This window comes from Clostridioides sp. ES-W-0018-02, assembly GCF_020658175.1.
Taxonomy (GTDB): Bacteria; Bacillota; Clostridia; order Peptostreptococcales; family Peptostreptococcaceae; genus Clostridioides.
The window spans coordinates 1,357,512-1,374,210 of sequence record NZ_JACVVY010000001.1 but is presented as its reverse complement, the minus strand read 5'-3'; the positions used below and the strand labels follow the sequence as shown (position 1 = coordinate 1,374,210).

General features: G+C 28.7%; 13 protein-coding genes and 1 other annotated feature. Of the genes, 12 read left to right on the top strand and 1 reads right to left on the bottom strand.

Features of this window, described 5'->3' with window-relative positions; all coding sequences use genetic code 11:
* Window positions 1-72 precede the first annotated feature (72 nt).
* The 5 genes from spoIVA to IC219_RS06035 all read left to right on the top strand — a co-directional run bounded on the left by spoIVA (window position 73) and on the right by IC219_RS06035 (window position 7,647).
* Window positions 73-1,548 (top strand): stage IV sporulation protein A, encoded by a 1,476-nt coding sequence (gene spoIVA / locus IC219_RS06055; protein WP_227432437.1) that lies wholly within the window; start codon window positions 73-75, stop codon window positions 1,546-1,548.
* A gap of 182 nt (window positions 1,549-1,730) precedes the next feature.
* A complete protein-coding gene (locus IC219_RS06050; RefSeq protein WP_227830788.1) occupies window positions 1,731-3,662 on the top strand; it encodes a hypothetical protein in 1,932 nt (643 codons plus the stop codon).
* A gap of 66 nt (window positions 3,663-3,728) precedes the next feature.
* Window positions 3,729-5,705 carry an Ig-like domain-containing protein gene (locus tag IC219_RS06045; protein WP_227830787.1) on the top strand — a complete coding sequence of 659 codons (1,977 nt, stop codon included), beginning with the start codon at window positions 3,729-3,731 and terminating at the stop codon, window positions 5,703-5,705.
* Window positions 5,706-5,996: 291 nt separating this feature from the next.
* On the top strand, window positions 5,997-6,266 hold the full coding sequence (locus IC219_RS06040) for an ACT domain-containing protein (RefSeq protein WP_227432440.1): 270 nt from the start codon (window positions 5,997-5,999) through the stop codon (window positions 6,264-6,266).
* Window positions 6,267-6,291: 25 nt separating this feature from the next.
* Window positions 6,292-7,647 (top strand): PFL family protein, encoded by a 1,356-nt coding sequence (locus IC219_RS06035; RefSeq protein WP_227830786.1) that lies wholly within the window; start codon window positions 6,292-6,294, stop codon window positions 7,645-7,647.
* A 464-nt stretch (window positions 7,648-8,111) separates the two neighbouring features.
* Here the strand turns inward: IC219_RS06035 and IC219_RS06030 are convergent, their stop codons facing one another.
* Window positions 8,112-9,152 carry a PTS sugar transporter subunit IIC gene (locus IC219_RS06030; RefSeq protein ID WP_227432442.1) on the bottom strand — a complete coding sequence of 347 codons (1,041 nt, stop codon included), beginning with the start codon at window positions 9,150-9,152 and terminating at the stop codon, window positions 8,112-8,114.
* A 359-nt stretch (window positions 9,153-9,511) separates the two neighbouring features.
* On the opposite strand from IC219_RS06030, the gene IC219_RS06025 reads away from it, so the two are divergent.
* The 7 genes from IC219_RS06025 to ileS all read left to right on the top strand — a co-directional run bounded on the left by IC219_RS06025 (window position 9,512) and on the right by ileS (window position 16,595).
* A complete protein-coding gene (locus tag IC219_RS06025) occupies window positions 9,512-10,147 on the top strand; it encodes an HlyD family efflux transporter periplasmic adaptor subunit (RefSeq protein WP_227830785.1) in 636 nt (211 codons plus the stop codon).
* A gap of 9 nt (window positions 10,148-10,156) precedes the next feature.
* Window positions 10,157-10,861 carry a YggS family pyridoxal phosphate-dependent enzyme gene (locus tag IC219_RS06020; RefSeq protein ID WP_227432444.1) on the top strand — a complete coding sequence of 235 codons (705 nt, stop codon included), beginning with the start codon at window positions 10,157-10,159 and terminating at the stop codon, window positions 10,859-10,861.
* A gap of 39 nt (window positions 10,862-10,900) precedes the next feature.
* Window positions 10,901-11,359: a cell division protein SepF gene (locus tag IC219_RS06015; RefSeq protein ID WP_227432445.1), complete on the top strand. Its 459-nt coding sequence runs from the start codon at window positions 10,901-10,903 to the stop codon at window positions 11,357-11,359.
* Between the two features lie 18 nt (window positions 11,360-11,377).
* Window positions 11,378-11,635 (top strand): YggT family protein, encoded by a 258-nt coding sequence (locus tag IC219_RS06010; RefSeq protein ID WP_054274603.1) that lies wholly within the window; start codon window positions 11,378-11,380, stop codon window positions 11,633-11,635.
* A gap of 9 nt (window positions 11,636-11,644) precedes the next feature.
* The gene (locus IC219_RS06005; protein ID WP_227482889.1) at window positions 11,645-12,430 is read left to right on the top strand and encodes an RNA-binding protein; all 786 of its coding nucleotides are present in this window, start codon (window positions 11,645-11,647) and stop codon (window positions 12,428-12,430) included.
* Between the two features lie 34 nt (window positions 12,431-12,464).
* Window positions 12,465-12,992, top strand: coding sequence for a DivIVA domain-containing protein (locus tag IC219_RS06000; RefSeq protein ID WP_227432447.1), 528 nt, complete (start codon window positions 12,465-12,467; stop codon window positions 12,990-12,992).
* A 173-nt stretch (window positions 12,993-13,165) separates the two neighbouring features.
* Window positions 13,166-13,398: a binding site (T-box leader), on the top strand.
* Window positions 13,399-13,487: 89 nt separating this feature from the next.
* Window positions 13,488-16,595 (top strand): isoleucine--tRNA ligase, encoded by a 3,108-nt coding sequence (ileS, locus tag IC219_RS05995; RefSeq protein ID WP_227432448.1) that lies wholly within the window; start codon window positions 13,488-13,490, stop codon window positions 16,593-16,595.
* The last annotated feature ends 104 nt before the right edge of the window (window positions 16,596-16,699 follow it).

Sequence of the window (16,699 nt, the reverse complement as noted above, 5' to 3'; positions counted from 1 at the left end):
TTTCTATTTTAAGAATATTAACCTCGAAATCTAAATATAATTTAATAAGATTAGATGTATAGGAGGAATAATATGAATAATAACATATACGAAGATATATCCAAAAGGACTCAGGGGGATATATATATTGGAGTAGTGGGACCTGTAAGAACAGGAAAATCAACTTTTATAAGAAAGTTTATGGAAAAGTTGGTTATCCCAAATATAGACAATGAGTTCAAAAAAGATAGAACAAGAGATGAGATACCTCAAAGTGGTTCAGGCAAAACTATAATGACAGTAGAGCCAAAATTTGTACCAGCAGATGGTGTAGAAATTAAAATAAAAGACACAGTATCTTTAAAAGTGAGAATGGTAGATTGTGTTGGATACATAGTTGAAGGAGCTTTAGGTCATGAGGAAGGTGGAAAGCAAAGATTAGTATCCACTCCTTGGTCACAAGAAGCTATGACATTTGAGAAAGCAGCAGAGATAGGGACTAAAAAAGTTATAAAAGACCATTCTACAATAGGAATAGTTGTCTTGACAGATGGCTCAGTTACTGGTATTGATAGAAAAAGCTATGTAGAGCCAGAAGAGAGAGTTATACAAGAATTAAAAAATCTTAAAAAACCATTTGCTGTAGTTTTAAATACGTTAAGTCCTAGAAGTGAAGAAACAAGTCTGCTTAGAAATGAATTAGAGGAAAAATATGAAGTTCCAGTCCTTCCAATGAATATAGTTGAAATGGAAGATGAGGATATAGAAGAAGTTATGGAAACTGTACTATATGATTTCCCACTTACAGAAATAAGAATAAACTTACCTAAATGGGTGGAAGGTCTTGAGAGAAATCACTGGATAAAAAGTAGTATAATAACAACATTAAAACAGAGCATTATAGATATAGGTAAAATAAGAGATATAGAAGGAATTATGCAAGGTTTCTCTGAGTTAGATTTTTTAGATGATACAGGTGTTGACCATGTAGAGTTAGGGGAAGGTGTCATAAACATTGACTTACAAACAAAGCAAGATTTATTCTATAATGTCCTTGAAGAAAAAAGTGGATTTAAAATTGAAGGGGATTATCAATTACTTAGCCTGATAACTAGACTATCTAAAGTTAAAAATGAGTATGATAAGATAGAAAGCGCTTTAATAGATGCTAAGATAAAAGGATATGGAGTAGTAGCCCCTTCTTTAGAAGAACTTAGCTTGGAAGAACCAGAAATAATGAAACAAGGAAAACAGTATGGTATTAAGTTAAAAGCTAATGCACCATCACTTCACATTATAAAAGCAGATATATCTACAGAAGTTTCTCCTATAGTTGGAAATCAAAATCAAGGTGAGGAGATGATAAAATATCTTATGGAGGTATTTGAAGAGCAACCAGCAGATTTATGGGAATCAAATATGTTTGGGAAGTCACTTCATGATTTAGTAAAAGAACAGCTTCAAAGTAAATTGTATACTATGCCAGAGGAAATAAGAGTCAAGATGCAAAAGACTCTACAAAAAATTGTAAATGAAGGAAGTTCTAATATCATAACTATTTTGTTATAAAAATATAGCTACTTGTTAAAGTAAAATATTTGTTTACTTTAACAAGTAGCTTTTTATTTATAAAAATCAATAAAAGTTTTTATATAAATTGACAATAATTGATAATTGTGGAAAAATTATAATGAGTAAAGTATATTTTTAGACAAGGCTGTTTTAATCTAAAAAAATTCTAGAGGTGTAGTATGAGAAAGTATGAGATATTTATTTTTGTAAATATAATATTTTTATGTTTTATAAGTTTTCCACATAAAGTCTTTGGACAAGAGGATAATTGCCTTGAAGATTTTAAAATATGGTATCAAGAAAATAAAAACAATACTGGAGAGATGGTCTACACTCTTTCTTGTGATATGGTGATAGATGAAGAATATAGGTTTTTCACTCCAGATGAAGCTAAACTCACAATAGATACTAATAAATATAAAATTTTAATAAAAGACCAAGGGAATTTTATAATTCAAGAAAATGAATTGAATATAGTAGGAGAGGGTGGAGAAGATGGAGTAATACATGTAGAAAAAGGAGGAAGATTAAATATAGGTATAGATAATATAATTGCTACCAACGGAACTGCTTTATATATTGAAGAAGGAGGTTATTTAAGATTTAGTTCATACTATGAAAGTATTGGAAATATAAGGGCAAATGGAAATAATGCTATAGGAATTTATTCTGAAAATGACATTAGAGTGCCATATAAAGATATAGAGGTAAGAGGGAAAAATGCTGTAGGAGTATATTGTAAAGGTGATATTGAGTTGGAAAGTACATCAGTAAGAGCTTATGATAATGACAACAAAACTAGATTATTAAGAAGTTCAGATAAAACTGTTAAATCAATTGTATCAAAAAGTAAAAATATTTATATAATTGATAGTTATAATGAGTTTATACCAGCCATATCTGAAGATTCTGGATATAATATTGTAAAATGTTGTCATAGGGGAATTAATGTATTTAGTGAAGAAATAAAAGTAAGTAAAGATGATAAAATAGAAAATATAAAATTTCCCAAATATATGGTATTAGAAACATCTAGTAGTAATCAAATAGATATAGATGTAGAATGGGATTTTACTGATTATTATGAAAAGCTAAAAAAAGAAGAAAATTTTAGTATAACAGGAAAGTTTAAAACAGAAACATTAAATAAAGAAAAAATTATAATAAATGATGATGTTGTTCCTATTTTGAATATATCTGTTATAGAGAAAAAACCAATAGATAATTTGGAATTGGAATTTCAAAATACAAGAAATGGATATGTAGCTGCTTTGTATTATGACATGCCATATAGTGCAAGTAAAGTTTTTGTTGAATATTCAAGTGACGGAATAAATTGGATATCTGAAGAACAGGAGGATATTAGAGACCAAGCTATACTTTTCTTTGAAGATTTTAAGCTGCGTTGTTTTAGAGTAAGAGTGGAAGGAGGATTAAAAGAAGGGTATTCAAATATAGTTTTTAAACCAGGATTTATAATGGGAGGTGGTGATAGCCAAGAGACACCAGATGATGAACGGGAAAATGATGATATTGATGGAGACCGTGGTGGTGGCGGTAGAGATGACCCAGATAGAGAAGATTCTGAGATTATTGGAGATACAAATGACAATAATGAGAATGAAGCTATTGATAAGCAAAGACCTGAAGATTCTAATAAAGATACAGAATCTAATGATGAAGAAAAAGACAATAAACTTCAGCAAGATGAAAAAAATGATAAGTCAGATGAAAAAGATATTAAGACAGAGAATGAAACAAACAAAAACATTAACAATCAAGACAAAAACTTTAAGAGTAATGATTTAATCATGAAAAATAAAATTGAAAGTAGTTTAAAGGAAATATTAACAGAAAGTCATAATGAAAATTATAAATCTCCTCAAAATACATTTAATGACGATAATGCCTTAAATCGAGAAGATACTTCTGAAGTAGGTAAGTTTAATGATAAATTAGACTCTCCTTCTCAATCACAGAATAAAACTCAAAATTTTAATAGTGGAATCATCATTGGAATTGGAATTGTAGTTTTAAGCATGCTATGTTCAATAATAGCAGTAAATCCTGGTATCATAAAGCATATAAATAAATTTATAAAATTTAAATAGTAAAATAAGTAAAATTGTTTAAAATAACTCAATTTTATTTGATAAGAGAATTAGTAGGAGAAAAATATGAGCAAAACAAACAAAGCTTTTATTCTTATAAATTCGTTAATTATGATTTTTGCACTTTTTCCAAATAAGAGTTTTTCCCAAGAAAATAATTGTCTGAATGATTTTAAAAGTTGGATTTTGAAAAATGAATATAATAATAAAAAAATAGTTTACACTCTTTCTTGTGATATGGTAATAGATGGTTATTTTGAACTTAGTATTCCATATGGAACTAAGATTACAATAGATACCAATAAGTATAAAATACTCATAAAAGATAAAGGGAACTTTTTTATCAATGGGAATGAATTAAATATAATTGGAGAAGGTGAAACAGACGGTGTAATTCATGTAGAACGAGGAGGAAAGCTAAGGATAGGGATAGATAATATAACTGCTTTAAATGGAACTGCTTTGTATGCAGAAGAAGAAGCTGATTTAATTATAGATACATATTATGGTGAGGTTGGAAACATAAAAGCAAGTGGAGAAAACGCTATAGGAATTTATTCGGAAAATAATGTTAGAGTAGACTGTAAAACGATTGAAGTTGATGGAGAAAATGCTATAGGGATTTATTCTAAGGGAGAAGTCGAAATAGAGGATACTTCAGTAATTGTCAATGATGATAATAAACAGCAAAGTTTAGGGTTAAGAAGTAACAATAAAAAAGGACGGTCAATTGTATCAGAGATCAAGAATGTCTATATTATAGGAGAGCAAAATACAATAATGCCAGATATACCTCAAGATGATGATTATAATATTATAAGGTGTAATTGCAGAGGTATTGGAGTCTTTGAAGAGGAAATAATGATAACAAAAGAAGATAAAATAGAAGATTTAAAATTTCCTCAAACTGTAACTTTAAAAACTTCTAGTGGAAAGTTTAAAAGGTTAGATGTGGACTGGGATTTATCAAATTACTATACTGATTTAAATAAAAATGCAGAGTTCGTGATAAAAGGAAAATTTAAAGAAGAATATCTAAATGAAAATAATATAGTGCTAAATCATAATGTTGCGCCTATTTTATATGTTCATGTTACAAATAAAGGACCTATAAGCGATTTAGAAGTATCTTTTATAAACTCAAAAAAGGGTTATTCAGCTATTTTAGATTACAGTATGCCATATAATGCCAAGAAGGTATTTGTAGAATATTCTGATGATGGTATAAATTGGGTAAGCAAAGAATTAAATTATATTAGTAACCAAATTATACTTGATTTTGAAGATTTTAAATTGAGATGTTTTAGAGTAAATGTAGAAGGTGGATTAAGAGACGGATATTCAAATATATTTTTAAAACCAGGATTTGTGATGGGTGGAGGCAGTGGTCAGATGACACCAGAAGATGACCGAGACGTTATTATAGATGGAGGTGATCGTGGAGGTGGTGGTAGAGATGACCCAGATAGAGATGACAGTAGTGAAAATGAGGGTAATAACAATAAAAATAAAGAAGAAGATAATAATGAAAATAAAGAAAATACTGACAATGGTAGTAATGAAAACAATGATTCTAATGGAGGAAAACCAAATGATTCAGAAGATAACATAGGACCAAGTGCTGGTGGTGTCGATAATAAAAATCATCAAAATAATAAAGAAAATACTGATATAAATGCTGATAAAGAAAATGATTATGAGTATAAAAATAAATTTAATAGTAAAAATTTAATGATAGAAGATGATAGCAATTATAATTTAAAACAGAAATCAGTATTTAGCAATAATAATCAATATTTCTCTTATGGAGATGCTTTTGTAAACGGAAATAAAGAAATAAACAATGAAAAATCAGGAGTAAATAATTATGATGAAATAGCAAATGACAATGAGAATCTTAAATCTATATTTAAAAAATATAATTTAAATAGAGAGATTTTCTTTTTACTTTGTATATTAACTCCAACTATGATTGTTTCTATATTAGCTGTAAATCCAAGTGTAAGAAAAAATGTAATAGAATTCATACAAATAAAAAAATAATTTTTAAAAAGGTATTATTTAGTAAATTATAAAGCTACTAAGTAATGCCTTTCATTATTATGAAAACTATATATAACTATTAATAAAATGATATATAATATACAGTTTGGTTAAATAGTATAAAAATAATAGAATATTGAAAAAAAATTGACAAATGAATATATAGGTATTAAAATATATTAAATATATACATAAAAAGTGATTTACCAACAAATAAATGAAATATATGTTAGCAACTAGTTCAATTTGTAAAAATGTAAGATTTATAAAAAAATAAGGGAGGATATTATTATGAGAGCAATTTTAACAGTGATTGGAAAGGATAAACCAGGTATAGTAGCAGGAATTAGTGATGAGCTATACAAGCAAAATATTAATATAGTAGATATTTCACAAAAAATACTTCAAGAATATTTTACAATGATTATGGTAGTTGATTTAGAAAAAGCATTAAATTCTTTTGAGCAAACGGTTGAAGATTTAATTGAAAGAGGAAAGAAATTATCAGTAGATGTAAAAATTCAAAGAGAAGAAATCTTTAATTCAATGCATAATCTGTAGTAAATAGTAAGGGGAGGTGATAACAGTGAATGTAGGAAATATACTTGAAACAATCAAGATGATAGATGAAGAACAGTTAGATATAAGAACTATAACTATGGGGATTTCATTACTAGATTGTATAGACCCTGATGGAGATAAAGCGAGAGAAAAAATATATAATAAAATTATGAATTCTGCTAAAGACTTAGTAAAAGTTGGTAAGGATATAGAATGTGAATTTGGTATTCCAATTGTAAATAAAAGAGTATCAGTAACTCCAATATCCATTATTGCAGGTGCAACAGATGAAGAAGATTATGTGAAATTCGCACAGACATTAGATAAAGCAGCAGAGGATTTAGGAATAGACTTTATTGGTGGATTCTCAGCATTGGTTCAAAAGGGATATACAAAAGGTGATAAGATATTAATTAAATCAATTCCAAGAGCTTTGGCAAGTACTAATAAGGTATGTGCTTCAGTAAATGTAGGTTCTACACGATGTGGTATAAATATGGATGCAGTAAAAGAAATGGGAGAAATTATAAAAGAAACTGCAGAAATGACAAAAGATGCAAAAGGATTTGGTTGTGCAAAACTAGTAGTATTTTGTAATGCAGTAGAAGATAATCCATTTATGGCAGGAGCATTCCATGGTGTTGGTGAAGCAGATAGAATTATCAATGTTGGTGTAAGTGGTCCTGGTGTTGTTAAGAGAGCTTTAGAAAAGGTAAAAGGAGAGCCATTTGATGTTGTTGCAGAAACTGTTAAAAAGACAGCATTTAAAATTACAAGAGTTGGACAACTTGTAGCGAAAGAAGCTTCTAGTAGACTAGATGTTCCATTTGGAATAATAGACCTATCATTAGCCCCTACACCTGCAATTGGAGATTCAGTAGCAAATATATTAGAAGAGATGGGACTTGAAGTTGTTGGTACTCATGGTACTACAGCAGCACTAGCTCTTTTAAATGATGCAGTTAAAAAGGGTGGAGTTATGGCATGTTCACATGTTGGAGGACTCAGTGGAGCGTTTATACCAGTATCTGAAGATGCAGGTATGATTGATGCTGTTATTAAGGGTGCTTTAAGTATAGATAAACTTGAAGCTATGACTGCAATTTGTTCTGTAGGTCTTGATATGATAGCTGTGCCAGGAGATACTACAGCAGGTACACTTGGAGCTATGATAGCTGATGAAGCAGCAATAGGTATGATTAATAATAAGACTACAGCAGTTAGAATTATACCAGCACCAGGATGTGATGTAGGTGATATGGTCGAGTTTGGAGGTCTTTTAGGACGAGCACCAGTAATGCCTATAAATAAAAATTCATCTGAACTGTTTACTCAAAGAGGAGGAAGAATTCCAGCTCCTATACATTCATTTAAAAACTAAGTACATTACATATAATAATATTCAAATAAAGATTTATATGACAGAATTAAAGTTGTCTATGTGAGTCTATATATTGAAAGATTATAATTAAAATAATAAATTTTAAAATTTTTGTTGAGATTGTGATAACAACAAAGCGATACATAGACTTTTTAAAAGGTCATGTATCGCTTTTATTTTTTAATATTATCTAATTATTAAATAGAACTTTTTATGTACCTTAAAAGTTATGATATCTAATAGTAATAAATTATACTAACATTTATTTTTAATACATCAACTAAATAAAAAACTAAATAAAAAGTAAATTAAAAAAATAAAAAACTATCTAAATATTTAACACACATAATAATCATAAATAAATATAAAAATAAAACGCTTGCAATTAATAAAATTGCCTACAATATAAAACTTTATCATTTAAAATATTAACTTAAAATATTAATTTATAAATCTTATTATTTTTAAGCAATTTCTTTTTCTACATCAGTACCACGTATTTCACCAGCAGTAAGAACTTTAAAAGTACTGAATATTTTCGAGCCTAAAAATCCTGCAGCTACATTAAATAAGGCACATAAGCCAGCTGTTATGAGTACTTGATTAACTGGATTATAGGCAAACATTATAGCAAATCCAGCTACAGGTGTAGCTGTACCAGGAGTCATATTTACAAGACCCATCAAAGCTACAATGATACCAGAAAAAGCACCTCCAAAGAAATTAGTACAATATATAGGTATTGGATTTGCCGAAATTATGTCTGATTGAGTCAATGGTTCAATAGCAACAGATATAATATCTTTTTTAGATCCTAACTTCAATCTTGCAAATAATGTTGAGTTCATAAAAGCTGAACCAAAAGCACCTAATGCTCCTATTGCCATAGGAAGACCAGTAAGACCAATTATAGACGTAAGCGCCATTGAACTAAGTGGAGATGTACCAACTACTGTTATTAAGCCTCCTAATATAATTCCCATTACTATAGGACTAATATTAGTAGCCTCTATTAAAACTTGTCCGATTTGTAGTAGTGTACTATTAACTAATGGGTCTACATTTGATGCTATAAGACGAGATAGTGGTGCACATAGAAGGATTACAACTACTAAATCCACTCCAGGTGGTACCTTTTTCTCTATAAACTTAATTAAGAAAGAAACAAAGTATCCAGCAACGAATCCAGATAATATAGAAAAATCTAAACATGATAATCCTATTAAAACAGCATAAACTGGAGATACACCAAGAGCTAATGGCACAAGTATAGCAGCAGCAACTCCACCAAGGCTACCATTAGCGGCTCCAACACTTCTAAAAAATTCCATACCTAAAACGTCGCCAAGTAAAGAAAGATTGAATGCCTCGACTAAGAAAGTAGCACAAGCAGCACTTGCAAGAGCTCCCATAGCTTTCATACCATATGGAGCTTTGTAACTAAAAATTGTGAAACAACATAGAACCAATAAAAGTAAACCTGTTCCTAATAAAATTTCTGACATAAGAAAATCCTCCTTGTATTTTTTTTAGGACATAAACTTTTGCTTATGATAACGTTATCCTAATGTGTAAATAATTAACTAATTAATGACAACAGAACAAAAGTAATTTTAAATTTTAATTGGTTTTATATTGTATCTAAAAATAAAAATAACTATAAAGGTATATAAAGCAAGTTTAAAATCTAAGTTAAACTTATACTTTACAATATAATTATATATAAATAATACAATCTTGTATAGGAAGATTGATAAAAAATAAATTTAATATGAAAAAAAACAATTATTATCATATAAAAAAGGAATAAACCTTTTTTAGAAGAAGTATTTATAATGAAAGAAATTATATAGGGGGAGAGTCTTTGAAAAAGGTTAAATATACCAGATTAGTGATACTTGGTATTCTTATATATTTAGTATTTAATATTTTAGTAATGATTATTAGTAAGAATGTAGATACATTAGTATTAAAATCTGAAGTAGTCGATGCAAAAATTAGTACAGAAGGTACTCTAGAAAAAGACTTTAATGACCAGAGTAGTTATTTATCAATATATGTTGATAAAGAAGATTATAAAAGATTTGAAAAAAATCAAGATGTCGTAATTGAATATGACAAACAAAAAATAGATGCAAAAGTTTACAAAATATATAAAAATAATAATAAAATAATGGTAAAATTAAAAATAAGTAACCAAATTATTGGAAATCAGGATACAAGTGTCGAAGAATTTGATATAATATATAATCAGATGGAATGTTTAAAAATACCTAAAACTTCTATAAAAACAAAAGACAATAAACGTGGTGTATATGTAATTGATGAACAATCACAAAATGTAAAATTTGTCATACTAGAAGGGATAACTTATGAAAATGAATCTTCTGTATTTGTGGATTATTATAAAAATGACATAAATGGAGTTAAAAGTGTTAATCTATATGACAAAATAATTTTAAGACCTAACAAAATAAACACAAATATAAGGATAAAGTAGGTGATAATAATGGGTTCTGTTAAAGAGAATTTATCTGAAATAAGAAGTAAAATTGATGAAGCTGCAAAAAAAGTAAATAGAGATAGTAAAGAAATCACTCTTTTAGCAGTTACTAAAACTGTTGATGTAGATTTAGTTAATGAAGCAATGGAAGAAGGAATTACTTCTGTTGGTGAAAATAAACCTCAAGAATTAGCTAGAAAGTATGATATTATAGGTGACAAACTAAATTGGCACTTAATAGGAACTTTGCAAACAAATAAAGTTAAGTACATAATAGATAAAGTTTGTATGATACATTCTTTAGATAGAGTTGCATTATGCGAGGAAATTCAAAAACGGGCTGAGCAAATAAATAGAGAAATAGATTGCTTAGTACAAGTGAATATATCTAAAGAAGAATCTAAACATGGACTTGACAAAGGAGAAGTTATAGATTTTGTCAAAGAAGTGTCAGAAAAATATAAAAATATAAAAATAAAAGGTCTAATGACAATGGCACCTTTTGTAGCAGATGAAGATGAAATAAGAGGTGTATTCAAAGGTCTTAAAGATTTATCAACACAAATAAAAGAATTAAACATATCTAATGTAGGTATGGATGTTTTATCAATGGGAATGAGTCACGATTATGAAATTGCTATAGAGGAAGGGGCTACCATTGTTAGAGTTGGAACATCAATCTTTGGAGAAAGAAATTACAATAAAAAATAATTACTCAAATCTGAATAAATTCTAAGGAGGAAGTTAATAATGTCAAATGGAATAATATCTAAATTTAAGAACTGGATAGTTGATGAAGATGAAGATTATGTTGAAGATGAATATGAAGGTGGTATGGAAGATATAGTTCAAGAGGAAGAAATAAATGGAGGATTTAGTGCTGCAAAAGCAAATAAAATTGTAAATTTACATACAACTTCTCAAATGAAAGTTGTAATAGTTGAACCTAAAGTTTATGATGAAGCTGCAACTATAGCAGACCATCTAAAACAAAGAAGGGCAGTTATAGTGAATTTGGAAGGATTGACTAATTCTGAAGTTCGTAAATCTATATTTAATTTTATGAATGGAGCGGTTTATGTTTTAGATGGAAGTATACAAAAGGTTTCTAAGTCAATATTTATACTAGCTCCTAATAATGTAGATATAGATGCAAATATGAAAAAAGAATTAGAAAGCAAAGCATTCTTCCCTTGGCAAAATAAATAGTAAAAAGGCGGTTAATGTATGGGAACAATAAGAATTGCACTATATTATCTTTTAGACATAATAGCATGGATGATAGTTATAAAAAGCTTGATGACTTGGTTTCCAAATGGAAGACAAAGCAAAATTTTTGAGATTTTAGAAAATCTTACAGAGCCAATAGAAGGTCCAATCAGGTCTATAATGTACAAATACACAAATGGGCCGATAGATTTTTCTCCTTTAATTGCAATAGTATTATTGATGTTCCTAAGACAATTAGTATTGGTTATATTCTAAGGTGATAACATGGACAAATTGAAATTGACAAATCACATAAAGGATGTAGACTTGAAAAATAAAATGTTTAAAGTAATAGACAAGGCTAATAGTTGTATAAAAAACTATGATGTTAAGTCTACTGAGTTTCTTAATCCATATGAAGTGAGAAATGCTGTAGATATATTAAATTCTACTAATGAAATAAAATACAGTGTGGATGGAGGTTATGAACAAGCTGAAAGAAGCACTGTATTTATTTATCCATTTTACATGGAATATGAGGATATAGAAGATACTCTTAGATTTTTACAAATAGAAGGAAATTTTAAATTTAAAAGTATATCTCATAAAGATTATTTAGGAGCAATTTTGAATCTAGGTATAAAAAGAGACAAAATTGGAGATATAATTATACATGATAGTTTTTGTCAAGTAGTTGTAAGTAGTGATATTTGTGATTTTATAATCATAAATTTAGAGAAAGTTTCAAGAAATAGTGTAATTGTAAAGGAAATTTCCAGAGAAAATATTGTTAATAGTTCTTCAAAATATAAAGAAGTATCATTTACAGTATCTTCAGATAGGTTAGATTGTATCATAAGTAGTCTTTACAATATATCTAGGCAAGATAGTGCAAAATACATAAATGGAGAAAAAGTCCATGTCAATTATGAAAAGATAACTTCAACTTCTAAAATAATTAAAAATGATGATTTAATTTCTATTAGAGGTAAAGGAAGAGCTAAAGTAACACAAATAGGAGATATTACTAAAAAAGGAAGAATAAAAGTTCAAGCAAAATTAATTGTATAAGGACTAATTAAAATTATAGCTGGGAGGAAATGTAATGCTAACTCCAATTGAGATAGAAAATAAAGAGTTTAAAAAAGGTTTAAGAGGTTATAGAGATGAAGAAGTTGATGAGTTTTTAGATATTATCAAAGAAGATTATGAATCTCTATGTAGAGAGAATACAGCTCTTAAAGAAAAATTAGGATTATATCAAGATCAAGTAAATAAATATGAAAATATTGAAGAAACACTAAAAGCTACTTTAATAACTGCTCAAAGTGCAGCAGAAGACACTTGTAGTGCAGCAAATAAAAAGGCTAAGATAATCGTTGAAGAAGCAGATTTAAAGGCTAGACAAATTATAGAACAAGCTAATAATCGTGTTATAGAGATAAGAAAAGAGTACGATGCTTTAGTTAAAGAATTTAAGATATTTAGAAATAAATTTAAATCATTGTTAGAAGATGAAATAAGAAGTGTCGATGAGATTTTTTATGATGTAGATGAAAAATGTGTAAATGCATTTGAAGGTACATCAGTGTATAATTATAGTAATGATGAAGCTGCTACAACTTTAGAATAAACAATAATTTTACTGGATTTTAGGTAGAATTATTGTTTAAGTTTGAGAATACTATAACAAAAACAAAAAATAGGATAAATATGTAAGAAAAATATAAATTATTATATTTTTCAAAAATATATTGACTATTCAAATTATTTGTTATAGAATTTCATATAAACACAGATAAATTTTTAAAAGCGTTGATAGAGACAATTATCTTTAGATAATTTTACAGAGAATTGGGTATGCTGAGAACCAAGGAATTTATAAAGATGAGAATCACTCTTGAGCTGCAGGCTGAACGATTAAACTTTATTAAGCTGTGCCGGTTAGTGCCGTTATACTATTAGAGTGTTATATGTGACTATTGTTAAGTTCACATATAGAATTAGGGTGGTAACGCGATTGATAACTCGTCCCTTTGTTTAAAGGGGACGAGTTTTTTATTATTCAAATTTACGTAAAAGAATAAAAACTTTGGAATTATAATAACTGTAGGAAAGGGTGATTTACATGGCAAAATTTAAGCCATTGGTGGACAGTTCTGTGAAACAAGCAGAAGCACAAGTTTTTGACTATTGGAAAGACATAGATATACTTGAAAAAACTCTAGAAAAAGGTAAAGACGACCCAAGTTTTGTATTTTATGAAGGACCTCCAACAGCTAATGGAAATCCTGGAGTACATCACGTTTTATCTAGAACACTTAAAGATTCTGTTTGTAGATATAAAACAATGTCTGGTTATCAAGTAAAGAGAAAAGCTGGTTGGGATACACACGGATTGCCAGTTGAAATACAAGTAGAAAAAGAATTAGGTCTTACTAGCAAGCAACAAATAGAAGAATATGGAATAGCTGAATTTAACCAAAAATGTAGAGAGTCAGTTTTCTCATTTGAAAAACAATGGAGAATAATGACTGAGAGAATGGCTTATGAAGTTGACTTAGATAATCCATATATAACTTTAGATAATAACTATATAGAATCTGTATGGTGGATATTGAATAAGTTCAATAAAGAAGGATATATATATGAAGGGCATAAAATACTTCCTTATTGCCCAAGATGTGGAACTGGTCTTGCTAGTCATGAGGTTGCACAAGGATATAAAGAAGTAAAGACAAATACAGTTGTAGCTAAATTTAAGAAAAAAGATGCTGATGAATATTTCTTAGCATGGACAACTACTCCATGGACTTTACCATCAAATGTTTCATTAACAGTGAATGCTGATGTTGATTACTTAAAAGTTAAAAAAGGTGATGAGGTATATTATGTATCTAAACCTTTAGCTAATAAAGTACTAGGTGAAGACTATGAAGTTTTAGAAGAAATGAAAGGTAAAGATTTAGAAGGCTTAGAATATGAACAATTAATGCCTTTTGTAGAAGTTGATAAAAAAGCATTTTTCATTACAGTAGGAGATTATGTAACTACTGAAGATGGTACTGGAATAGTTCATACAGCACCAGCATTTGGTGAAGATGACTACAATACAGGTAAAAGATACGATTTACCAGTTGTACAGCCAGTAGATGAAACTGGTAAATTTACAACTACTCCTTGGGAAGGTAGATTTGTAATGGAAGATGGGCTAGATGTTGAAATAATAAAATGGCTAGCTTCTGAAAATAAACTATATAGTAAAGAAAAAGTAGTTCATAATTATCCACATTGTTGGAGATGCCAAACTCCACTTGTGTACTATGCAAAACCAAGCTGGTATATAGAAATGACTAAGCTTAAGGATAAATTAATAGAAAATAATAATGGTGTAAAATGGTTCCCAGGCTTTGTAGGTGAAAAGAGATTTGGAAACTGGTTAGAAAATCTAAATGACTGGGCAATATCAAGAACTAGATATTGGGGAACTCCACTTCCTATATGGAGATGTGAATGTGGTCATACAGATTCAGTTGGTTCAAGAGCAGAATTAGCTGAAAAAGCTATAGAAGATGTAAACCCAGAAACTGTAGAACTTCATAGACCATATGTAGATGATATACACTTGAAGTGTGAAAAATGTGGAAAACCAATGACAAGAGTAACAGAAGTTATAGACTGCTGGTTTGATAGTGGAGCTATGCCATTTGCACAACACCACTATCCATTTGAAAACAAAGAAAACTTTGATGAGCTATTCCCAGCTGATTATATATCAGAAGGTATAGACCAAACTAGAGGTTGGTTCTACTCATTACTTGCAGTATCAACATTTGTATTAGGAAAAGCACCGTATAAGAGTGTCTTAGTTCCAGACCTTGTACTTGATAAAGATGGAAAGAAAATGAGTAAATCAAGAGGAAATACAGTAAATCCTATGCAGTTGTTTGATCAATATGGAGCAGATGCGCTAAGATGGTATTTACTATATGTTTCTCCACCATGGACTCCAACTAAATTTGATATGGATGGATTAAAAGAAATCCAAAGTAAATTTATAGGTACTATGAAAAATGTATATAACTTCTTTACTTTATATGCAAATACAGATGATATAAATCCAACTGAATTCTTTGTAGAATACAAAGATAGACCAGAACTTGACAGATGGATACTATCTAAATTCAATAATTTAATGAAAGATGTAGAAGAAAATTTAGAGATATTTGAATTAAATAAAACTTTAAGAATGATACAAGATTTCATAAATGATGATTTATCTAACTGGTATATAAGACGTTCAAGAAGAAGATTCTGGGCAACTGAATTAACAGAAGATAAAAAAGCTGTATACAATACAACTTATGAATTATTACATGGACTTTGCAGAGCTATAGCACCATTTGCTCCATATATGTCAGAAGAAATGTATAGAAACCTAACTGGAGAAGTATCTGTTCATTTAGCTGAATATCCTAAGTTTAATGAGAGTTTAGTTGATACTAAATTAGAAGAAAAAATGGATTTAGCTAAGAATCTAGTTACTTTAGGTAGAGCTTCAAGAGAAGTTGAGAGAATAAAAGTTCGTCAACCATTACAAAAAGTATTAGTAGATGGTAAATTTGAAGACACAATAAGTGATGTAGTTGATTTAATAAAAGAAGAGCTTAATGTTAAAGAGGTAGTATTTGCTAAAGATTTAGATGAATATATGAACTTTAGCCTAAAACCAAACTTTAAAGAAGCTGGACCAATATTAGGCGCTAAGATGAACTTATTTGTAGGAGCATTAAACAAGTTAAATGCACATGAAACTGCTAATAAACTTGAAAATGGTGAAACTTTAACAGTTGATTTAAATGGAGAAGCATTTGAATTTAATAAAGACTTAGTATTAATAGGTATAACTGCTAAAGAAGGATTTAATGTATCTGTTGAAAATAATCTTTTTGTTATACTAGATACTAAATTAACTGATGAGTTAGTTGATGAAGGATATGCTAGAGAATTTATATCTAAAGTACAACAATTGAGAAAATCTAATAACTTTGAAGTACTAGACAACATAGTAATAGATTACTGTGGTGATGATGAGATTGCTAAAGCTGTTGAGCATTTTGATGAATACATCAAGTCTGAGACTTTAGCTTTAGAAATAAATAGAGTGGATGATAAATCTTTAGAAGAACAAAACTTAAATGACCATATGACAGGTATAAAAGTTACAAGAAAATAAAAAATAACAAGCTGTTAATTAAGAGCCCTATAGAAAATGATTTGTAAATTTCTATAGGGCTTTTTTTAAAAAGATAGCTTATTTCTTTATTTAATTAATTGTTT